General features: G+C 54.6%; 17 protein-coding genes and 1 riboswitch. Of the genes, 12 read left to right on the forward strand and 5 right to left on the reverse strand.

From position 1 onward, the window contains the following. The first annotated feature begins 3 nt into the window (after positions 1–3). From cyoB to cyoE, 4 genes are read left to right on the forward strand one after another with little or no spacing between them, the layout of a single operon-like run. A complete protein-coding gene (cyoB, locus tag QHL1GM_RS17450) occupies positions 4–2,046 on the forward strand; it encodes a cytochrome o ubiquinol oxidase subunit I (RefSeq protein ID WP_071695609.1) in 2,043 nt (680 codons plus the stop codon). Beyond that, on the forward strand, positions 2,046–2,657 hold the full coding sequence (cyoC, locus tag QHL1GM_RS17455) for a cytochrome o ubiquinol oxidase subunit III (RefSeq protein ID WP_071695610.1): 612 nt from the start codon (positions 2,046–2,048) through the stop codon (positions 2,655–2,657). The genes cyoB and cyoC overlap by 1 nt, the downstream gene beginning before the upstream one ends. A gap of 1 nt (position 2,658) precedes the next feature. Next, positions 2,659–2,988, forward strand: a complete 330-nt coding sequence (gene cyoD, locus QHL1GM_RS17460; protein ID WP_071695611.1) for a cytochrome o ubiquinol oxidase subunit IV — start codon at positions 2,659–2,661, stop codon at positions 2,986–2,988. Continuing rightward, the gene (cyoE, locus tag QHL1GM_RS17465; RefSeq protein WP_071695612.1) at positions 2,946–3,869 is read left to right on the forward strand and encodes a heme o synthase; all 924 of its coding nucleotides are present in this window, start codon (positions 2,946–2,948) and stop codon (positions 3,867–3,869) included. The genes cyoD and cyoE overlap by 43 nt, the downstream gene beginning before the upstream one ends. An 82-nt stretch (positions 3,870–3,951) precedes the next feature. Here cyoE and pta read toward each other — a convergent pair whose 3' ends face one another. Next, a complete protein-coding gene (pta, locus tag QHL1GM_RS17470) occupies positions 3,952–6,132 on the reverse strand; it encodes a phosphate acetyltransferase (RefSeq protein ID WP_071695613.1) in 2,181 nt (726 codons plus the stop codon). After that, positions 6,129–7,313: an acetate/propionate family kinase gene (locus QHL1GM_RS17475; RefSeq protein ID WP_071695614.1), complete on the reverse strand. Its 1,185-nt coding sequence runs from the start codon at positions 7,311–7,313 to the stop codon at positions 6,129–6,131. The genes pta and QHL1GM_RS17475 overlap by 4 nt, the downstream gene beginning before the upstream one ends. Positions 7,314–7,501: 188 nt before the next feature. Between QHL1GM_RS17475 and QHL1GM_RS17480 the strand changes: the two genes are divergently transcribed. From QHL1GM_RS17480 to QHL1GM_RS17505, 6 genes are all read left to right on the forward strand, one after another. Next, positions 7,502–8,422 (forward strand): EamA family transporter, encoded by a 921-nt coding sequence (locus tag QHL1GM_RS17480; protein WP_071695615.1) that lies wholly within the window; start codon positions 7,502–7,504, stop codon positions 8,420–8,422. Positions 8,423–8,499: 77 nt separating this feature from the next. Continuing rightward, positions 8,500–9,009 carry a porin family protein gene (locus tag QHL1GM_RS17485; protein WP_071695616.1) on the forward strand — a complete coding sequence of 170 codons (510 nt, stop codon included), beginning with the start codon at positions 8,500–8,502 and terminating at the stop codon, positions 9,007–9,009. Between the two features lie 234 nt (positions 9,010–9,243). Then, a complete protein-coding gene (locus QHL1GM_RS17490; protein ID WP_071695617.1) occupies positions 9,244–10,305 on the forward strand; it encodes an HlyD family secretion protein in 1,062 nt (353 codons plus the stop codon). 34 nt (positions 10,306–10,339) lie between these two features. After that, positions 10,340–11,404, forward strand: a complete 1,065-nt coding sequence (locus tag QHL1GM_RS17495; protein ID WP_071696041.1) for a DUF2955 domain-containing protein — start codon at positions 10,340–10,342, stop codon at positions 11,402–11,404. Positions 11,405–11,542: 138 nt separating this feature from the next. Further along, complete coding sequence (locus QHL1GM_RS17500) at positions 11,543–11,728, forward strand: CsbD family protein (protein ID WP_071695618.1); 186 nt, start codon at positions 11,543–11,545, stop codon at positions 11,726–11,728. Between the two features lie 237 nt (positions 11,729–11,965). Continuing rightward, a complete protein-coding gene (locus QHL1GM_RS17505; RefSeq protein WP_071695619.1) occupies positions 11,966–13,045 on the forward strand; it encodes an NAD(P)-dependent alcohol dehydrogenase in 1,080 nt (359 codons plus the stop codon). A 119-nt stretch (positions 13,046–13,164) separates the two neighbouring features. Here the strand turns inward: QHL1GM_RS17505 and QHL1GM_RS17510 are convergent, their stop codons facing one another. From QHL1GM_RS17510 to tenA, 3 genes are all read right to left on the reverse strand, one after another. Continuing rightward, the gene (locus QHL1GM_RS17510; protein WP_071695620.1) at positions 13,165–14,877 is read right to left on the reverse strand and encodes a hypothetical protein; all 1,713 of its coding nucleotides are present in this window, start codon (positions 14,875–14,877) and stop codon (positions 13,165–13,167) included. Positions 14,878–15,031: 154 nt separating this feature from the next. Next, positions 15,032–16,921, reverse strand: coding sequence for a phosphomethylpyrimidine synthase ThiC (thiC, locus tag QHL1GM_RS17515; protein WP_071695621.1), 1,890 nt, complete (start codon positions 16,919–16,921; stop codon positions 15,032–15,034). A 27-nt stretch (positions 16,922–16,948) separates the two neighbouring features. Continuing rightward, positions 16,949–17,632, reverse strand: a complete 684-nt coding sequence (gene tenA / locus QHL1GM_RS17520) for a thiaminase II (protein ID WP_071695622.1) — start codon at positions 17,630–17,632, stop codon at positions 16,949–16,951. A gap of 79 nt (positions 17,633–17,711) precedes the next feature. Then, positions 17,712–17,866: riboswitch (TPP riboswitch) on the reverse strand. 240 nt (positions 17,867–18,106) lie between these two features. On the opposite strand from tenA, the gene QHL1GM_RS17525 reads away from it, so the two are divergent. Both QHL1GM_RS17525 and QHL1GM_RS17530 read left to right on the forward strand, forming a co-directional pair. After that, positions 18,107–19,036, forward strand: coding sequence for an STM4504/CBY_0614 family protein (locus QHL1GM_RS17525; RefSeq protein ID WP_071695623.1), 930 nt, complete (start codon positions 18,107–18,109; stop codon positions 19,034–19,036). 78 nt (positions 19,037–19,114) lie between these two features. Beyond that, positions 19,115–19,525: a hypothetical protein gene (locus QHL1GM_RS17530; protein WP_071695624.1), complete on the forward strand. Its 411-nt coding sequence runs from the start codon at positions 19,115–19,117 to the stop codon at positions 19,523–19,525. The last annotated feature ends 116 nt before the right edge of the window (positions 19,526–19,641 follow it).

Here is a 19,641-nt window from a genome sequence, read left to right on the forward strand (position 1 = left end):
GCCGTGTTTGGAAAACTCACGTTAGAGTCAATTCCCTACCACGAACCGATCATCATGGTCGTCGCGGCCTTTATCGCCATTGGTGGGATCGCGCTGTTTGGTTTGATAACTTATTACCGTAAGTGGGGCTGGCTGTGGAACGAGTGGTTTACCTCCGTTGACCATAAAAAGCTCGGCATCATGTACTTCATCGTCGCCCTGGTCATGCTACTTCGTGGCTTCTCCGATGCGATAATGATGCGTACCCAGTTGGCTATGGCCGCCGGGGACGCAGCGGGCTACTTACCCCCTGAACACTACGACCAGATCTTTACCGCCCACGGCGTGATTATGATCTTCTTTGTCGCCATGCCCATGGTCATCGGCTTGATGAACCTGGTGGTGCCGCTGCAAATTGGCGCCCGCGACGTTGCCTTCCCTTTCCTGAATAACTTAAGTTTTTGGCTGTTTGCTGTAGCGGCAATATTAGTCAATATCTCGCTGGTGGTGGGCGAATTCGCCAAAACCGGCTGGCTTGCCTACGCGCCTTTATCGGGGATCGAGTTCAGTCCCGGGGTGGGGGTCGATTACTGGATATGGGCGTTACAGATATCCGGGATAGGTACCACGCTCACCGGTATCAACTTCTTCGTAACCATTTTAAAGATGCGCACCAAAGGCATGACGATGTTCCGCATGCCAATCTTCACCTGGACCTCGCTGTGCGCGAACGTGCTGATCATCGCCTCCTTCCCGATTTTAACCGCGACGATCGCGCTGCTGACCCTGGATCGCTATTTGGGTATGCACTTCTTTACCAATGATTTTGGCGGCAACATGATGATGTACGTCAATCTCATCTGGGCCTGGGGCCACCCGGAAGTCTATATCCTGATTCTGCCCGCCTTTGGCGTGTTCTCTGAAGTTATTTCGACCTTTGCCCGTAAGCGCCTGTTCGGCTACGCCACCATGGTGTGGGCGACCATTGCGATCACCTTGCTGTCTTTCATTGTTTGGCTACACCACTTCTTCACCATGGGGGCAGGGGCCAACGTCAACGCCTTCTTCGGCATTATGACGATGATCATCGCTATTCCTACCGGGGTGAAAGTCTTCAACTGGCTGTTCACCATGTTCCGCGGCAGCCTGGAACTCACTTCGCCGGTACTGTGGACGCTGGGCTTTATTATTACCTTTACCCTGGGCGGTATGACCGGTGTCATGCTGGCGGTGCCCGCAGCCAACTTTGTGCTGCATAACAGCCTGTTCGTTATCGCCCACTTCCATAACGTGATTATTGGCGGCGTGGTGTTCGGCATGATGGCGGGCCTGACCTTCTGGTTCCCCAAAGCGTTCGGTTTCACGTTAAGCGAGAAGTGGGGCAAGCGTTCATTCTGGTGCTGGTTTATCGGCTTCTACGTCGCCTTTATGCCGCTTTATGTGCTGGCCTTCTTTGGTGCCGTGCGCCGCATGCAGTCCTACGCCAACCCCGAATGGCAGCCGTGGATGATTCTGGCCTGGGTAGGCGCGGTGATCATTATGATGGGTATTGTCTGCACCGTTATTCAGTTCTGGGTCAGCATCCGTGACCGCAAGCAAAATGTGGATGTTACTGGCGACCCCTGGGATGGCCGTACCCTGGAGTGGTCCACCTCATCTCCCGCGCCGTTCTACAACTTCGCACGCTTGCCCGAAGTGGGCGATATCGACAGCTTCTGGTCGCAAAAACAGCGCGGCAACGAGCAGCTTGAAGACGCGCCCTACACCGATATTCATATGCCGCGTAACACGGTTGCAGGGCCAGTGATTAGCCTATTCGCGTTAGTGATTGGTTTCGCGCTGGTATGGCATATCTGGTGGTTAGCGGGTGTCGGCGCTGTGGGCGTCTTCGTGAGCTTTATGGCTCGGGTGTTTAACGACGATATCGACTACTACGTTCCCGCCGCTGAAGTTGAGCGCATCGAACGTGAGCATCAACAACGCGTTAAAAATTCCGATCCTTACAAACCCTCTGCTGAGGTTGAAGGACGCGAAGGTAAGCAACGCTACGTGGAGGTGAAAGCGTAATGGCAACGGATACGTTACATCACGAAGGATCGGCCGATCATCACGAGCATCATGATGCCGCCGGCACGAAACTGTTTGGCTTTTGGGTCTACTTAATGAGCGATTTGGTGATCTTCGGGTCACTCTTCGCTACCTACGCCGTGTTAATGAAGGGCACCGCAGGCGGGCCCACGGCGGCGGAAATTTTCGAGCTGCCCTTTGTGCTGGTCGAAACTTTCCTGCTGCTGTTCAGCAGCTTTACCTTCGGTATGGGCGTACTGGCGATGAACGCCGAGCGCCTTGGCCAGGTAAAAGCGTGGCTCGCCGTAACTTTCCTGCTGGGTGCAGCGTTCGTAGGTATGGAGATCTACGAATTTCAGCATCTGATTCATGAAGGCTATGGGCCGGATAAAAGCGCATTTTTGTCGTCGTTCTTCACCCTGGTGGGCACCCACGGCCTGCACGTGACCTTTGGTTTGATCTGGATTCTGGTGATGCTGGTTCAGCTCTCTACCAAAGGGTTGAACGCTATGACCCGGCCGAGGATTTTGTGCCTTAGTTTGTTTTGGCACTTCCTCGATATTGTATGGATCTGTGTCTTCTCATTCGTCTATCTGATGGGAGTGCTGTGAGATGAGTCATACTTCGTCTAGCTCCGCGAATGCCCATGGCAGCGTAAAGTCGTATGTGACAGGACTAGTGTTGTCGCTGATACTGACCATTATCCCTTTCGCGGTAGTGATGAGTGGCGCACTCAGCACATTGGCTACCGTCATCGTGGTAGTGTTGACCGCAGTGTTGCAGATATTGGTGCAACTGGTCATGTTTATGCATATGAATACCAAAGCCGACGAGGGTTGGAATTTGATGTCCTTCGTCTTCACACTGACGATTCTCGTCCTAGTGGTAGGAGGCTCGCTGTGGATCATGCAGCATCTGCATCTCAACATGATGATCGGCTGATTTCAGCGCCTAGCCGTTGGCGGGATCTGCTTGAGCTGACCAAACCGGGCATTATCGGGGGCAACCTGATTGCTACTCTAGGCGGCTATTTCCTGGCCGCCCAGGGGCAATTCGAGTGGCTCAGCTTTGTCTCTGTCATGGTGGGTATTGCGTTAATCATCGCGTCGGGCTGTGCGTGTAACAACGTCATTGACCGCGATATTGATGCATTGATGGCGCGTACGCGCCATCGCCCTCTGGTCAGAGGCAGCATTTCCATCACCCAAGCACTGGGCGTTTCGGCGCTATTGGGCGTGACCGGTGTGGTGTGTTTAGCGCTGGGCACCAACGGGTTAACCGTTGCTTTGGCGGTGATTGGCTGGGGCGTGTATGTGGGGCTGTATAGCCTTTATATGAAACGTCGCTCAGAGTACGGCACCTTGGTAGGCAGCCTTTCCGGCGCCATGCCGCCGGTGGTGGGCTACTGCGCAGTGACGGGGCAGTTCGACAGCGGCGCGATCATGCTGCTGGTGATCTTTTGCCTATGGCAGATGCCGCACTCCTACGCCATTGCGATCTTCCGCTACGCCGATTACCGCCGCGCCTCGATTCCCGTACTGCCGGTGGTGCGCGGGGTCAAAATGGCGAAACATCACATCCTTGGCTACATCGTGGCGTTTATTCCCGCCTCGCTGGCGCTAGGGTTAGCCAGCCAGGCGGGCACGGGGTATCTGTGTGTAGCGCTGACCATGGGCGGTTACTGGCTCTACTTGGCGCTGCGCGGCTACCGTTTAGACGACGACGTGCGCTGGGCCAAAAAGGTGTTTGGTGTCTCTATCCTTACCATTACCGCGATGAGTTTAGTCATGGTGTTGGAATCGATGGTGCCGATGTGGGTCTAGCCCTCACACCGTTAAGCCGTTAATAAAACGCCCAGAACAGTTATCTGTTCTGGGTGTTTTTTGTACAGGTGGCCGTTAGTGCTTAGACTTCCCGCTGGCTGGCCTGGATGGCGGTCAGTGCGATGGTGTAAACGATATCGTCTACCAGCGCGCCGCGGGAAAGGTCGTTCACTGGCTTGTTCAATCCTTGCAGCATGGGGCCAACGCTCACCACGCGGGCGCTACGCTGCACCGCTTTGTAGGTAGTGTTGCCGGTGTTGAGGTCGGGGAACACAAACACGGTGGCTTTTCCTGCCACTGGCGAGTCGGGGGCTTTCTGTTTACCCACGCTCTCGATGGCGGCGGCGTCGTACTGCAGCGGGCCGTCAATGGCCAAGTGCGGTGCGCGCTCTTTAGCAATACGGGTGGCTTCGCGGACTTTATCCACATCGGCGCCGGTACCGGAGTCGCCGGTTGAGTAGCTGATCATGGCGACGCGTGGCTCGATACCAAAAGCTTCAGCGGAGCGGGCGCTTTGCAGGGCGATCTCGGCGAGAGTTTCAGCATCCGGGTCGGGATTCACCGCGCAGTCGCCGTAGACCACCACCTGTTCGGGGAGCAGCATAAAGAAGATCGACGACACCTGGCTGTATTCCGGCGCGGTTTTAATCAGCTGAAACGCTGGTCGCACGGTGTTGGCGGTGGTGTGTATAGCGCCGGAAACCAGCCCGTCGACTTCATCCAGCTGCAGCATCATGGTGCCGAGCACCACGTTGTCTTGTAGCTGCGCTTCGGCGGTTAGTTCGTTGAGTTTGCCACGACGACGCTCGACCATCGGGCCAATATAGCGCGCGCGACTGCTTTCGGGATCAATGATCGTCAGCCCTTTGGGCAGCGTCAGCCCGCGGTTACGCGCTACGTTTTCGATATCGTCGCGCTTACCCAGCAGTACGCAGTCGGCAATGCCCCGGCGTTGGCAGATTATTGCCGCTTCAATGGTGCGCGGTTCATCACCTTCCGGCAGTACGACGCGCTTTTTAGCCAGTTGGGCAAGTTTAACCAACTGATGGCGAAACGCCGAAGGCGAAAGGCGGCGGGTATAGCCGCTGCTCAGGTGGGCTTTCAGCCACTCAAGATCTATATGGGCTGCGACGTAACGGGCCACCTGTTCAGCGCGCTCGAAATCGTCCATAGGGATTTCGCTGCTTAACTGGCTGAGGTGCTGCGCCGTGGTCAGGCTGTCGGTTTCAACTGCCAAGACAGGCAGACCCGTTTTGAGCGCAGGACGGCACATCTCAATCATGCTGTCGTTGGGCATAAAACCGTTGGTCAACAGTACGCCCGCTAGCTGAATACCGTTCATGGTGGCCAGTGCCGAGGCCAACACTACATCGTCGCGGTCACCGGAAGCTACTACCAGGCTGCCAGGAGTGAAAATGTGCAGCGCATTCGCAGCACTGCGGGCGCAAAGGCTTGTGGAAAGCACTCGGCGGCTAGAGGCTTCGCCTTCGTTCAACAATTTTGCATTCAGCGCCCGCGCCACATCCAGGGTGCGCGGGGCGCTGAGCGTTTTGCTGTAAGGCACCACGCCGATCAGGTGGAACTTATCGGTTGCCAGGGCCGGGGAGTACTGGCGCAGCTCAGCCAGTAGCGTCTCTTCAAGCTGCGGTTTGAAGGTGCCCGGCGCGGCAGAAAGATCGTCTTCCTGAGCGTAGGGCAGGTTCTTCATGCGCATTAAAATGCCGCCCAGGGTACGACTGGAGCTAACCCCACCAAAGCTGCGGGCGTGCATATCCAGCTGTTCGGCCAGCGCCTGGGGCTCGTTTAAGTCGCCGGTACCGACAAGAATAATCCGCGCATTCAGCGCGTTGGCGAGTTGGGCGTTGGTTTGAGTCGCGTAGGTAGTGTGCTGGGTGGGCACCACGCCCTCTACTACGACGAGGTCTAAGGTGCTGCCATCGCGGTGGGCCTGCTGGACAACCTGCTCATAGAGCTCAACGGCGTTTTCCATTAGCTCATCGGTTTGGTCGTCGCGCAGCAAGCGCTCCAGCCGTGCCTGGGAAATCGGCGAAGGAGGGCGCTGATTAAGTGCCCGTGAGACAAGTGCGGTAGAGCGATCCAGACCAGGGCCGTTTAGCTCGTTCTGCATAAACGGCTTTAAAAAACCGGCTTTCAGGCCGATGGTATCCAGCGCCTGAATTAATCCCAGGCAGGCGGAGGTAAGCCCGGCGCCCTGGCTGGTGGGTACCAACAGAATTACTTGTGGCTGATCGGGATGAGTCATACACGTGTCTCTAAGCAGTGGCGGGTTTCCATGGCAATGCGGCCCTCTTCATCGGTGGGGATTACCCACACTTGCGGGCCTTGATGACCAGCGCTATCCAGCGTGCCCTCTTTGCCCCGAATAGTCGCTTCGTTAGCGTCGTTATCCAGCGCAAAGCCGAAGTGGGGGAGCAGGGCGAGCACACGGCGGCGAACAACCGGCGAGTTTTCGCCGATGCCACCGGTAAAAATAACCCCGTCTAATTGGGGTAGAGCGCAGGAGAGCGCCGCTAGCGATTTGGCGATCCGGTAGCAGAATACCTCTACCGCCAGCTGTGCGGAGGCGTGCCCTTGTTCAGCGGCGTCTTCGATTTCACGCATGTCATTGGTTAAGCCTGAAAGCCCTAGTAGGCCGCTCTCTTTATTAAGCACGTTATCGATTTTGTCTAACGACCAGCCCAGTTGGCGGTGTAGATGGGCGTGCAGGCCGGGGTCAACATCGCCACTGCGGGTGCCCATCACCAAGCCTTCCAGCGGCGTAAGGCCCATACTGGTATCCTGGCTTTGATTATTCCACACCGCGCTGGTGGAGCAGCCATTGCCCAGGTGGGCGGTCAGCCAGCCGCCTGCTCCCCGGTCACTCAACTCGCTTGCACGCTGGCTAACAAAGGCGTGGCTGGTGCCATGAAAGCCATAGCGACGAATGCCATGTTCAGCATAGAGGCTTTCAGGCAGGGCGTAACGGTAAGCGCGGGGCAGCATGGTTTGATGGAAGGCGGTGTCAAACACTGCCACTTGAGGCAGCTCCGGAAAGACGTTTTGGGTCGCCGCAATACCCGCTAAATTCGCTGGGTTATGAAGGGGGGCTAGCGCTGCGGTGGTTTGGATAGCCGCGATGACGCTATCGTCGATGAGTGCGGCTTGGGTGAAATGCTCGCCGCCATGCACGATGCGATGGCCCACCGCCGCTGGCAGGCGGCCCTCCATGCGCTCAAGAATAGCGTTAAGTGCCTGGGTGTGGTCAGCACCTGGAAGAGGCTGAGTGAAACGTTCACCGGTGCTGCTTTTGCCCTTTAAACGCGCCTCCTCGCTACCCAAGCGTTCCGCTATGCCCTCAAGTCGCGGTGCCTGAGGATCTGAATCAATCAACGCGTATTTAATAGACGAAGAGCCACAGTTAATAACCAGCACCGGTGCGTTCATAAAAACCTTTTCGCTAGGAGGTTAGTGAGCAAAGGGGTAGACTTTAGTTTAACATGCTGCGATGCGGAAAAGCAGCGCCTGGAACTCATTAGCCTTATAAGTAAAAGCTAGGCATGCTAGGCCACTGTTAGCTATACGCCGATATTCACCTTACACCCTCTACTCCTTTGATGAGCCGTTCTGTTCTTATGTCAGCGTCCCCTTTGCCGAAACTACTGCCGCGCCATTTGGCCATTCTGCTAATGATGACCGTGGCCACCATGTTCGCCGCCAATCACGTCTCGGCGCGGCTGGCGTTTGATAATGGCACCGGACTTTTGCTGGCGGTATTAACCCGCTCGGGGGTTGCCTGCCTCATTTTAGTGGCGCTAGTCATCGTACAGAGAAAGCGACTGTGGCTGCCCGCAGGCTCCTGGCCGTGGCAACTCGGCGTGGGGCTACTGATCGCGATCCAAAGCGTCAGCCTCTACTCGGCGGTGGCTAGGCTGCCAGTGGTGATTGCGCTGCTATTGGTCAATACTTTTCCGATTCAACTGGCGCTGCTCAGTTGGGCGCTGGGTGGTCCGCGCCCAACGCTGCGTAGCTGTTTGATTATGGGCACTATTTTAATCGGCTTACTGGTGGTGCTGGATATCCCTTCGTGGCTTGCCAGTGCCGACGGCATGGGGCCGGGCTGGATAGCCGGCATTGGGTTTGGGCTATTGGCGGCCTTCGTATTTGCCTGCGCGCTGTGGGTAACAGAGCACCGCCTGGCCGGAGTCGGCAGCACACTGCGTAGCCTGCTGACCATGCAAACGGTGTTTATCGTGATGATCATTGGCGGTATCGCCGGTGTGGTGCCAGGCGGAATGAGCCTGCCTGATAACAGTACCGGCTGGCTGGGTCTGACGCTTCTCGGTCTACTGTATGGTTCGGCGTTTTCGACACTATTTATTTTTGTGCCGCGACTCGATATGGCGCGCAACGCGCCGGTGATGAACATCGAGCCGGTGGCCTCTCTGGTGCTTGGTTACTTTGTGTTGGGGCAAATGCTTAGCCCCGGCCAGTTGGTAGGTGGGGCAGTCGTCGTAGGCGGTATTGTTGTGCTCAGTTTGTCCAAGGGAAGGTAATCATTTGCGTTCTTCATCGTTATGGACCACAATGCAGTTGAGTAAGGAAACACTGTTTTTTAACTGAGGTACAACCTATGAAGATGTCCCTATTATCACTTACATCGGCGGCTCTCCTGGTTGGCGCAGGCGCATTTGCAACGTCTGCTCAAGCACAGCAATCCTTCACCTACCCACAAGGATATGTAGGCGGTGACGCAATGTTCTGGAGCCTGGATCCAGAAAGAGGCTCTTCCAATGATGACGTAGGCTTACGTCTACGCGGTGGTGCTCAATTTAATGACTACTTTGCGCTTGAAGGGCATTTAGGCACTGGCGGTTCCGATGGCGGCGCTGATCTAGACTATCTCGCTGGTGCTTACGCAAAAGGGATTTTTCCAGTGGCGCCAGAAGTACGGTTTTACGGTTTAGCGGGCTTCACAGAAGTTGAGGTCAGTGACAACCGGGAGAGCGGGTTCTCCTACGGCGGCGGTGCCGAAATGGACATAGCACCTAATTTGTCAGTAGGTGCAGATTACATGCGCTACCTTGATAAATCTGACTACACCTTTGATGCTGCCAGCGTTGGCCTAAGCTACCGGTTCTAAATAGGTAGCGTTAAAGCGAAGCAAATTACTCAGCCCCATGGCCTTTATGCCATGGGGTTTTTGTTTTTATAAACCTGCCAAGAGCGTTTATGTAAGAGTAGAAAGGCATATACATATTGTTAGCACGCTAATTAATTGTTAGACTAAAGTCTCCTATGATATTCCCTATACGATACGTGCCCGTTGAGAGGCGCAGGCCAGGTGGTTACCTGGTGGCTAACAAGTGAGCTCTGCATGACCCCCGATCAAACATTTGCCCGCTGGGTAAAGGTAGCCCTTGCTGCCTTTTTACTGCTTTTTATCTATTTTCTGGTGGCCGATAGCTTTATGCCCATTACACCGGAGGCGAGGGTGATGCGGCCGGTTACACGCATAGCGCCCGAGCTCAGTGGCCCAGTGAGCGAAGTGTTGGTGAGCAATCACCAGCATGTAGCCAAAGGCGATGTGCTGTTTCAGATCGACCCGGCGCCGTTTCGATTGGCCGTTGAGCAGGCGCAGCTTAATCGCGAGCAGGCCGAACGGGAGAATGCCCAGCTGGAAGCAGAGCTAACCTCTGCACAAGCGGAGCTGGAATCCGCAGAGGCCACGGCCGCCGAGCGGCAGGGTGAACTTCGCCGTGCCGAAACCCTAGTGGCGCAACAGAGCGTATCCCGTCAACAGTACGAACAGCAGGTGGCTGCTGAGCGCACCGCACAGGCCAGCGTAGCGGCAGCCAGGGCTAAAATTGTCAGCCTGGAAGTGCAGTTGGGTGATGCTGGTGAGACAAACCTGCGTTTGCGCCAAGCAGTCAATGCGCTCTCCCAGGCACAGTTGGATCTTGCCCATACTCAGGTGCGCGCCGCGCAAGCCGGGCGTGTTGCCAACCTGCAGCTAAGCGTAGGTGACTACGTTCAGGCGGGGCAGCCAGCGGTAGCGGTAGTAGCGGATGGGATAGATATCATTGCCGATTTTCGTGAAAAAAGCCTGCGCCATGTAGCTCCCAGCGATGTAGCAAAAGTGGTGTTTGACGCCTGGCCAGGTCAGGTATTTGATGCGCAAGTGCTTGCCATGGATGCCGGTGTTCGCGAAGGTCAGCTGGCTGCCGATGGTCAGCTTGCCGATATTCCCACCACCGACCGCTGGGTACGCGACGCCCAGCGTATGCGCGTACACTTAGCACTTACCCAGCCAATTGCAAATCTATTACCCAGCGGTGCCCGCGCCACGGTGCAGCTTCAGCCCGGTGATGCTGCCTTAGCGAAGCCATTTGTGTGGTTACAGGCGCATCTCATCAGTTGGCTGCACTATGTATATTAAGGGCCTGTTTACTAAAGGCATATTTACTAAAAGCATGAATAAAAAGGGTGTGTCGCCTGAGCTCACAGCTCGCCCGGTGTTAAGCCAAAACGGCTTGCGTCAGTGCCTGCGGGTAGCCGGGGGTGGCACGCTGGGGTTTGTGGTCAGCCAGCTGATGGGCTGGAACTACGGGGTTTTTTTTACCGTTTTCCCAATGTTCTTGCTGGGCATGGTGCCGATTCTTAACGGCCATATTATTCGCCAGTTTTTAGCCAACGTGTCGCTTAACGTGCTTGAAGTTAGCCTGGTGGTGGGGTTGCTCAAACATATGCCGGTAGTGATGACCCTCGTAGTGATGGGCATTTTTCTGTTCCGGTTTAACCTCATGGCGAAAGGCCCGCTGTTTCTGTTTGGCGCCAATGGCGTGCTGACGCTCAGTATTTTGCTTCACTTTGCCAGCTACCCCAATGTGGACTTGAGCGATTTACTCGCCTGTAATCTTGTCGCCAGTGGTCTGGCGGTGTTTATTGCCATGCTGATGCATACGTTGTTTCCCGACGTGGAAGCACGTAAGCCATCGCCCAGGGTTACCAAAACATCCTCGCAAATTCGCCATGAAACCTTAATCGGTGGATTAACCGCCACACTCTCGTTTGTGGTATTTCAGGTGTTCGATTTGCAGGGGTCGCTATCAGCACAGATGGCCACCATCCTGGTGCTGTTTACGCTGGGTTACTCAGGGGCGAAAGTATCAGCCGCCAAGCGAGCCGTAGGAACGCTGCTGGGGTGTAATTTAGCGCTCTTGATGCAGCTACTTCTGTATACCCAGAGCCACCATCTTCTGCTGGTGGTGTTGCTCTACTGGCTGGGGCTAATGCTTTTCGCTCGGGAGCACATTCATGAAGGTGGCGGTTCGGGGATTGGCTTCGGCGGGCTGACCACCCTGGGGATTCTGTTTGGCCAGTCGCTAGGCCCGCAGCAAGATCTAGTGTACAGCGCACTCTATCGGTTCTCTTCAATGAGTGTCGCACTGGTACTTACGCTACTAATGATGGCATGCCTGCACGTTGTGTTGAACCGCTGGGCGCCAACGCGTTTACCGCCAAGCAACCCGGCATAAATAAGCCTGCTATAAATAAATTGGCGCAACTTTTTTAATAAGGGCTACTCTGATGAGAGTGTCGACGTGTGATCAGCAGTGCTATTCGCACCTTTCATACACGGCGCTTTCCCTACTAACGGATTAGAGGTGTTCGTCATGACAACTGGTAAAGATGATAAAGCTAAAGGCGCAGGCAACAAAGCAGCAGGCAAAGTGAAAGAAGCCGCGGGCAAGGCGACTGGTAGCACCAAAACAGAAGCCAAAGGTAAGGCTCAGCAGGCGAAAGGCGAACTGCAAAAAGGCAAAGGCGATGCCAAGGATAGCCAAAAGAAACAGCGCTAATATTTACGTAACAGCGATTCTAACAGGGGGCTTCGGCCCCCTGTTTGCGCCCAAGGGCTTAACTAAAACCAATGGCTAGCCCCCCGTACTACTCCCACCACAACGTTTTTCTTGAAAATGGCTAGCCTCATCGCGGCGTCTTAACATCGCGAAGCCATGATCTAGCGCAATCATTCCCGCTGTCAGCTATGACTTAATGGTGAAGTGCCATGAATCCCCTCACTGAGGAAGCGACCCATGCCTACCATGATGAAAGCGGCGATCTTCGTTGAACCCGGCCGCATCGAAATAGACGACAAACCCATTCCCGAGATCGGCCCCAACGACGCACTGATGCGCGTGACCACGACGACGATCTGCGGCACCGATATCCATATCTTAAAAGGCGAATACCCGGTTGAGCGCGGCTTAACCATTGGCCACGAGCCGGTAGGCGTTATCGAAAAGCTGGGTGCCAACGTTAAGGGATACCAAGAGGGACAGCGGGTAATCGCGGGTGCGATCTGCCCCAGCTTCACCTCCTACGCCTGCCAGGATGACTGCTGCTCACAGGATGGCGGCCACCATAGCCACGGTTACAAACCGATGGGCGGCTGGCGCTTTGGGAATACCATCGACGGTGCCCAGGCCGAATACCTGCTGGTACCCGACGCCCAAGCCAACCTCTCGCCGGTGCCCGATGGCCTGACTGATGAACAGGTGCTGATGTGCCCGGACATTATGTCTACTGGTTTTGCCGGTGCTGAAGCTGCCGGAATTAAAATTGGCGACACAGTGGTGGTGTTTGCTCAAGGCCCGATTGGGCTGTGCGCGACCGCCGGTGCGCGGCTGCGTGGGGCGGGGATGATCATTGCCGTAGACGGCGTTGATGAGCGCCTGGCAATGGCCAAGCAGATGGGCGCAGACGTGACGTTGGACTTCCGCAAGGTCGATGTAGTCGAGGAGGTTCTCAAACTCACCGGCGGGCGCGGGGTAGATTCCGCTATTGAAGCACTCGGTTTGCAGCAAACTTTCGAGTCCGCTTTGCGCGTACTCAAACCCGGCGGAACGCTATCAAGCCTTGGCGTTTACTCCCAAGACCTGACGATTCCGCTGGGCGCTTTCTGTGCCGGCCTCGGCGACCACAAGATCATTACTTCGCTATGCCCCGGCGGCAAGGAACGCATGCGCAGGCTGATGAGCATCATCGCTGCCGGTCGGTTGGATCTTGGGCCCATGGTCACCCACCGCTATGCGCTGGAGAATATCGTCGACGCCTACGATCTCTTCTCCCACCAGCGCGACGGCGTATTGAAAGTGGCGCTTGAGGTCTCCTAAGACTCAAGCGCCACATTCAGCGGTGAGGCTGCCAACGAAAAACCCGCTAACGAGCGCTTATACAGCGATAATTTATACACTCAACAGCGGGTTTTTCGAACTGCGGGAACAGTCTCGACTCAGTTCAATTCCAGCGAGAAACTCATTTCAACGCCAGCATCATCGACTCTGAGCCAGTACTCCATGCTCTCGTAGATGTCGCCGTACTGCCTGAACATTTCAATATCAGACTCGGTCAGTTCCTCCGTTGGTACTTGCTCCAGTACATCAGCCAGCGAATGATAAAACTCGTCCGTCATGTGGCTATGTAGCAGCAGGTCGCGCTCTGATACTGGGGCGTCCAGCTCTTCTTGTAGTGTCTCTGAATCGCTGATGCCCGCGCCCAAAACAATGGCTGTGTCAGACATAGCGGCATAGAGCGTTGGCATGTCTGGTGGTAGCAGCATGCTTTTGATTTTCTTGGTCTCTCCGCCGGGTTCAAGGCCAAGAGCCCCCAGTTCAGGCAAGAAGGCGCTTGCTGTGGACAGCAGGCTCACAGGGTTTTGTGAGGCGAGGGCCATGACGCCGGTGGCGATGGGGTCGCCGTTTTTCATTGCCAGGCTGTCAATACGCGCATTGAAGCCAGACAGCGATGAACCAATCATCTGGGTGATCGGATTGTTGACCGCCATGTTGATCTCGTTCCAAGAGCTGTTCAAATCCTGTAGCTCATCACAGCTAAAGGGATTCTCACGCACTTCCCGAGCATACTTCTGAATGGTCTGCGTCAATACAGGTAGGTCCAGGCCCAATCCAAAGCTGGCCATTCCCCCTGCGCTGCCAAAGCCCGGAACTTTGGTGGTCAGGGCACGCAGATCGCTGACGATATCCTCATCGGTTTCCAGGATGAGGTTCATCTCCATGCCGTCGAGATTGTACTCACGCATACCCATTACAAGACCGGGGAGGCGGCTGGTGAGGCGGTCGATATCTGCCTGGCAGGTGGATAGATCCAGCGGCTCAGCATCAACTGCTTCCATGAGTGCTTGAGTACCTGAATGCGTGGGCGTGCTCAGCTCATTAAACAGGCGTGAGGAGAATATCTGCCCGGCGCCGTAAGGCGTGAAGTCATGACGCTGTTCAAGCTCTGCCAATGCGCCGGTATCTCCGATGCTGCTCTCGGGCAGGGTTTTACCCAGCACCTGCGCTAGCAGATCGTCGCTGGCATCCTGCGGTACCATAGAAACCAGCAGCTGCTGACCGTCAATGGCCAGGATCGCTTTGATAGGACCCTCTGCCGTCAGCACCCAGTATTCGGTGCCGTTGGTGGTGGCGGTGCTCGGGTTGAGGTCTGCCTTGGTCAGGATACGCTGTAGCGTTTCGCGAAAGGCATCTTCATCGTGCAGCTCAAGGCGCAAAACGGGCAAGATACCCAGCCCATAGAGGGCAGCCTGGGGGCTCATCTTCAGGCCCAGCGCGTGGGCGCCTTCCAGTGATTCAATACCCTCCAGCTCTTCACCCATGGCGATCAAGAGGGTCATCAACGAATGCAGCACTTCATCGTCTTCTATATCGGGCAGTGTCTCGCGCAGTTCATCCAGATCAGCATCAAGGCCAGCCATAGGCTGCATGCGTTGATAAAGATCAAAGGCATCTTGCTCAGCCATGGTTTCACGTGTGGCCATGAAGTAAGGCGATTCAGCCGGGATAAATTTCAGCATGGGGGCTGCGGTATTTTTTGGCGCTTCTTCTTGTGTGGCGGCGGCCGTTGGTTCTTTATCATCGCTGCAGCCGGTCAGCATGCCAGCGCTGAGCAGGGCAAGGGATACCGCCAGGGAAAGTTTGGTTTTCATCTGGAACCAGTTCCTTGAAAGGTGTTGGCTTTAAATAAGCCGTTTTGAGCAGAGCACTCTCTAAAGGCTAACTATACATAATCGATATAAGATGATCTTCTGCTTAAGTGTAAAATCTTTTTACTACTCGCAGAGCTGTTAGTAGGTCGCTACTTCAAACTTCCTGATACAGCTCGCTGCCTTTATTGCGAAACTTCTCCGCCTGCTCTTCCATACCTTTCATCACCGCTTCCTGATCACCGTTTAGCCCGTGCTCATTTGCATAATCACGTACTTCCTGGCTGATTTTCATAGAGCAGAACTTCGGCCCGCACATGGAGCAGAAGTGCGCCACCTTGGCGGAGTCTTTAGGCAGGGTTTCGTCGTGGTATTCCCGGGCGGTGTCCGGGTCAAGCCCCAGGTTGAACTGGTCTTCCCAGCGGAACTCGAATCGCGCCTTGGAAAGGGCGTTGTCGCGCCGCTGTGCCGCCGGGTGGCCCTTCGCCAAATCCGCCGCGTGGGCAGCAATCTTGTAGGTGATAATGCCGGTTTTGACGTCGTCTTTATTGGGCAGGCCCAGGTGCTCCTTGGGCGTGACGTAGCAGAGCATCGCGCAGCCAAACCAACCGATCATGGCAGCGCCGATGCCGGAGGTAATGTGGTCGTAGCCGGGGGCGATATCGGTAACCAGTGGGCCAAGCGTATAGAAGGGCGCTTCGTCGCAGTACTCCAGCTGCTTGTCCATGTTCTCTTTGACTAGATGCATGGGCACATGGCCGGGGCCTTCGATCATCACCTGCACATCGTGCTTCCAAGCGATATGGGTCAGTTCGCCCAGGGTCTTGAGCTCCGCCATTTGCGCTTCGTCGTTGGCATCGGCCACTGAGCCGGGGCGCAGGCCATCGCCGAGGGAGAACGCCACATCGTACTGCTTACAGATCTCGCAGATCTGCTCGAAGTGGGTGTACAGGAAGCTCTCCTGGTGATGATACAAACACCACTTGGCCATAATCGAGCCGCCGCGGCTGACAATGCCGGTGACCCGCTTGGCGGTGAGCGGCACATAGCGCAGCAGCACGCCCGCGTGAATGGTGAAGTAGTCCACGCCCTGTTCGGCCTGCTCAATCAGCGTATCGCGGAAGACTTCCCAGGTGAGGTCTTCGGCCACGCCGTTAACCTTCTCCAGCGCCTGATAGATAGGCACCGTGCCAATCGGCACCGGCGAGTTACGCAGTATCCACTCGCGGGTTTCGTGGATGTTCTGCCCGGTGGAGAGATCCATGATGGTGTCCGCGCCCCAGCGGATGCCCCAGGTCATCTTATCCACCTCTTCCTCAATAGAAGACGTCACCGCCGAGTTACCCAGGTTGCCATTAATCTTCACCAGGAAGTTACGGCCAATAATCATTGGCTCGCTTTCCGGGTGGTTGATGTTATTGGGAATAATTGCCCGCCCTCTGGCCACTTCGTCGCGTACAAACTCTGGGGTGATCTCTTCCGGCAAGCTGGCGCCAAAGCTCTGGCCCGCATGCTGGTGGCCAAGAATGCGCTCGACCTCCGCCGTACCCAGCGCTTGGCGACGCTGATTCTCCCGCAGGGCGATAAACTCCATTTCCGGCGTGATAATGCCCTGGCGGGCGTAGTGCAGTTGGGTCACGTTCTTGCCTGCTTTTGCCCGACGTGGCGTGCGGGTTAAATCAAAACGTAGCTGGGCAAGCGTCGGGTCGTTGGCGCGTCGGTTGCCGTACTCAGACGTAAGGCCTGATAGAAATTCGGTGTCGTCCCGCGCTTCGATCCAGGCGCGGCGTAGCTCCGGGAGGCCACGACGTAGATCGATCTGGGCATCGGGGTCGGTGTAAGGACCGGAGGTGTCGTACACCAGCAGTGGCGGGTTCTCTTCATCAATGCCGGTGGTTTTCGTCGGCGACAGGGTGATCTCTCGAAATGGCACGCGAATATCCGGCTGGGAGCCTTCGATATACACCTTGCGGGAGCCGGGCAGCGGCTGAATGGCGGCGGCATCCACCTGGGCGGTTTCGGCTAGAAAATGGCTCGTTTTGCTCATGGGTAGGTTCCTTTTAGTTGTTAGTCATTAATGAGTGAGGTCTTCGTCTATCAGCTCTAGGCCCATCTGCCAGAAGTCGATTTCCAGGCGGGTGGCATCGCGGAAGATTTTGCTCAGTTCGGAAAAACGGGCCGGGGTTACATCGGCAAGGCGGGCATTGAGCCATTCAAGCTCCGCCTGCATGGCGGCCTGAAACTCCTCGCCTTCGTACATGGAAATCCAGGCGTCATAGGGGTTTTGCGCGCCGCGCAGAGTAGAAGGTTGGGCGTTCAGCCAGTTGGCGATTTCGCCATAGCCCACCAGGCAGGGGGCTAGCGCCACGTGCAGATCCAGCAGATCACCGCGGTTGCCGGTCTCCAATACATACCGGGTATAGGCCAGAGTCGCTCTGGCTTCGGGAAGCTCCGCCAGTTCTTGCTCGGAAATCCCCCACTCCTGACAAAAGCCCACGTGCAGGCCCAACTCCACATCCAAAATGGCTTTTAAGCCTTCATGGGCTTGGCGAAGATCGGCGAGGGTGGGGCTTTTATAAGCCGCCAGCGCGTAGGCGCGAGCGAAGTGAATCAAAAACAGGTAATCCTGCTTTAGGTAGTGGCGAAACGATGCCTCAGGCAGCGTGGCCGCGCCCAGCTGGCGCACAAAATCGTGCTCAATATAGGCGCGCCAATCTTGCTGGCAGGCGGTGGTGAGATCGGTAAAGCGGTAGCCCATGATGCCTCCGGTAGTAATGATCCGGAGGGCAGGCGAAAAAGATCGAGGTAATGGCACAGAAAAGTGGCGAGAAGGTGCGCCGCGGCCATCGCTTGATCCCTACGCCGGTACCCGCGCGCTCATTATATAAGCAGCGCATTAGCCGGATCAGGTTCAGCGGGACCAGCGCTTAGTAGCAAAAAAGCCACCCTGCGCCATCTCAGCCGGATATCACCGGCACCCCGTCAAGCTGTTCGTTGGTGGAGTGTAGGAGGCGGGTGGGGGGAGATGCAAGGGGGATGATATTTTTGGAGATGGTAAATCACGCAAGCACGTGAATTTCGGATATACCGCCGAAATTTGCTTTGCTACCAAGAGAATCAATGGGGTAGAGTTAATTTCGGTGGCTGTATAACCCCAATTAACGCGCCATCAGGTTCATTGAGGTTATACAGCGCGGCGTATCACAGTTAGCTTTAAGGGGCTCCATATTTTATGGCAATTTCTGAACTATTCTCAAAAAGACAAAAAAAACTTAGAGGTGAAGTCCCGGACGTATATCAATATGAAAACCTTGAGCAGAGTTTTCGAGTTCAGGTTGTCCATATCATTCGTGACACTATTGGCGTTGAGCAACGATATAATAATGTTACTAACGGTGTCTACAAAGAAATTCATAAGGTACTTTGTAAAGAGTATGGCGTTTTTTCTTTGAAAGAATACTCAAACTCAGATTTCGAAGCAGTGTTTGAATACTTTATGAATGAAAAAAATCATGAAAAATGTCTCGATATTATTGAGCTTGCGTTTAGAATAATTGACACATATGTACGTGAGCGAGAGTGGGACTTTCGTAATGCAGCAGGTGTATCTCAGAATCCAAATGATGCAATTGATGAGTTGAATTCCAGGTTCAAAGAGTCAGGAGTAGGCTATCAGTTTGAGTCTGGAGAATTAATCAGGGTTGACTCCCAATATGTACACTCTGAGGTTGTTAAGCCGGTACTGCGCTTGCTAGGTAAAAACAGAAAGTATGCGGGCGCAAATGATGAGTTCTTATCTGCGCATGAACACTATCGCCATAAACGATATAAAGAATGCCTAAATGACTGCCTCAAGTCATTTGAAAGTTTGATGAAAGCTATACACGAGCAGCATTCGTGGCCCTTTAATAAAAATGATACTGCGAAGAAATTAATTAACAGCTGCCTTACTAATGGTTTGGTGCCCGAATATCTACAAAATCAGTTTTCATCTGTTCGAACGTTGCTGGAAAGCGGCATTCCAACGGTCAGGAACAAAGAGGGCGGTCATGGGCAGGGAGCTGAAGTAACGTCAGTTCCAGAGCATTTGGCCAGTTATACCCTACACCTTACAGCTACTAACCTATTGTTTTTAGCTAAGTGTGAAGAAAAGTACCGCTAACAAGGCGTTGCTAACGGACAAATTTTGCGCTGCGCTCAATTTGCCCACTGAGTTAGGCGTTATGAGTTTCAATAAACAATGAGCAATCTTTTAGCCCGTATACATCAAGGTCAATATGATTCTGGAAGGCAACTCTTAAATCTTAGAAAAAACGCGATTAATAGAGGTAGTTCCGAAGTTGTTGATGCTGTTAATATGAGACTCAAAAAAGTCAACCCAAAGATATACCAACGTTTGGTTGGGCCATTATCCGATCGAGTAAGAGATAAGCGCTTTAAATGCTATTGCAACCACCCCAAAAGCCTTTATGGGATTTATTTAGAAATAATGGAGGGTGGCGTAGATAAAGACGCATTAATTTGTGATGCTTGCTGGGAGGAAGATCTAGCAAAAACTTGGGGTTATTATGGCTGGGCTAGCAAAAAGATACCGGTATCAGTTTGGGAGCGCCTTTGTGATCGAAGAGCGGATTTAAAGTTTGTGGGGTAAAAAAAACTCATAACAAGCGCAAGTAGTCGGAAAATTTACTCGCTAGCGCTCCTGAATTTCCGCTGTTGCAAGCGTTATGTTTAGAAGGTATTGAATGAAGCTTCAGGATCTTGTTG

Origin of the sequence: Halomonas sp. QHL1, assembly GCF_001882345.1 — a bacterium.
In the GTDB taxonomy this organism is placed as follows: domain Bacteria; phylum Pseudomonadota; class Gammaproteobacteria; order Pseudomonadales; family Halomonadaceae; genus Vreelandella.

What these genes read in the sequence shown, in the direction of transcription:
- cyoC (WP_071695610.1), top strand. Translation starts at nt 2,046, where the DNA reads ATGGCAACGGATACGTTACATCACGAAGGATCGGCCGATCATCACGAG.
- cyoD (WP_071695611.1), top strand. Translation starts at nt 2,659, where the DNA reads ATGAGTCATACTTCGTCTAGCTCCGCGAATGCCCATGGCAGCGTAAAG.
- pta (WP_071695613.1), bottom strand. Translation starts at nt 6,132, where the DNA reads ATGACTCATCCCGATCAGCCACAAGTAATTCTGTTGGTACCCACCAGC.
- QHL1GM_RS17475 (WP_071695614.1), bottom strand. Translation starts at nt 7,313, where the DNA reads ATGAACGCACCGGTGCTGGTTATTAACTGTGGCTCTTCGTCTATTAAA.
- QHL1GM_RS17480 (WP_071695615.1), top strand. Translation starts at nt 7,502, where the DNA reads ATGTCAGCGTCCCCTTTGCCGAAACTACTGCCGCGCCATTTGGCCATT.
- QHL1GM_RS17485 (WP_071695616.1), top strand. Translation starts at nt 8,500, where the DNA reads ATGAAGATGTCCCTATTATCACTTACATCGGCGGCTCTCCTGGTTGGC.
- QHL1GM_RS17490 (WP_071695617.1), top strand. Translation starts at nt 9,244, where the DNA reads ATGACCCCCGATCAAACATTTGCCCGCTGGGTAAAGGTAGCCCTTGCT.
- QHL1GM_RS17495 (WP_071696041.1), top strand. Translation starts at nt 10,340, where the DNA reads ATGAATAAAAAGGGTGTGTCGCCTGAGCTCACAGCTCGCCCGGTGTTA.
- QHL1GM_RS17500 (WP_071695618.1), top strand. Translation starts at nt 11,543, where the DNA reads ATGACAACTGGTAAAGATGATAAAGCTAAAGGCGCAGGCAACAAAGCA.
- QHL1GM_RS17505 (WP_071695619.1), top strand. Translation starts at nt 11,966, where the DNA reads ATGCCTACCATGATGAAAGCGGCGATCTTCGTTGAACCCGGCCGCATC.
- QHL1GM_RS17510 (WP_071695620.1), bottom strand. Translation starts at nt 14,877, where the DNA reads ATGAAAACCAAACTTTCCCTGGCGGTATCCCTTGCCCTGCTCAGCGCT.
- thiC (WP_071695621.1), bottom strand. Translation starts at nt 16,921, where the DNA reads ATGAGCAAAACGAGCCATTTTCTAGCCGAAACCGCCCAGGTGGATGCC.
- tenA (WP_071695622.1), bottom strand. Translation starts at nt 17,632, where the DNA reads ATGGGCTACCGCTTTACCGATCTCACCACCGCCTGCCAGCAAGATTGG.
- QHL1GM_RS17525 (WP_071695623.1), top strand. Translation starts at nt 18,107, where the DNA reads ATGGCAATTTCTGAACTATTCTCAAAAAGACAAAAAAAACTTAGAGGT.
- QHL1GM_RS17530 (WP_071695624.1), top strand. Translation starts at nt 19,115, where the DNA reads ATGAGCAATCTTTTAGCCCGTATACATCAAGGTCAATATGATTCTGGA.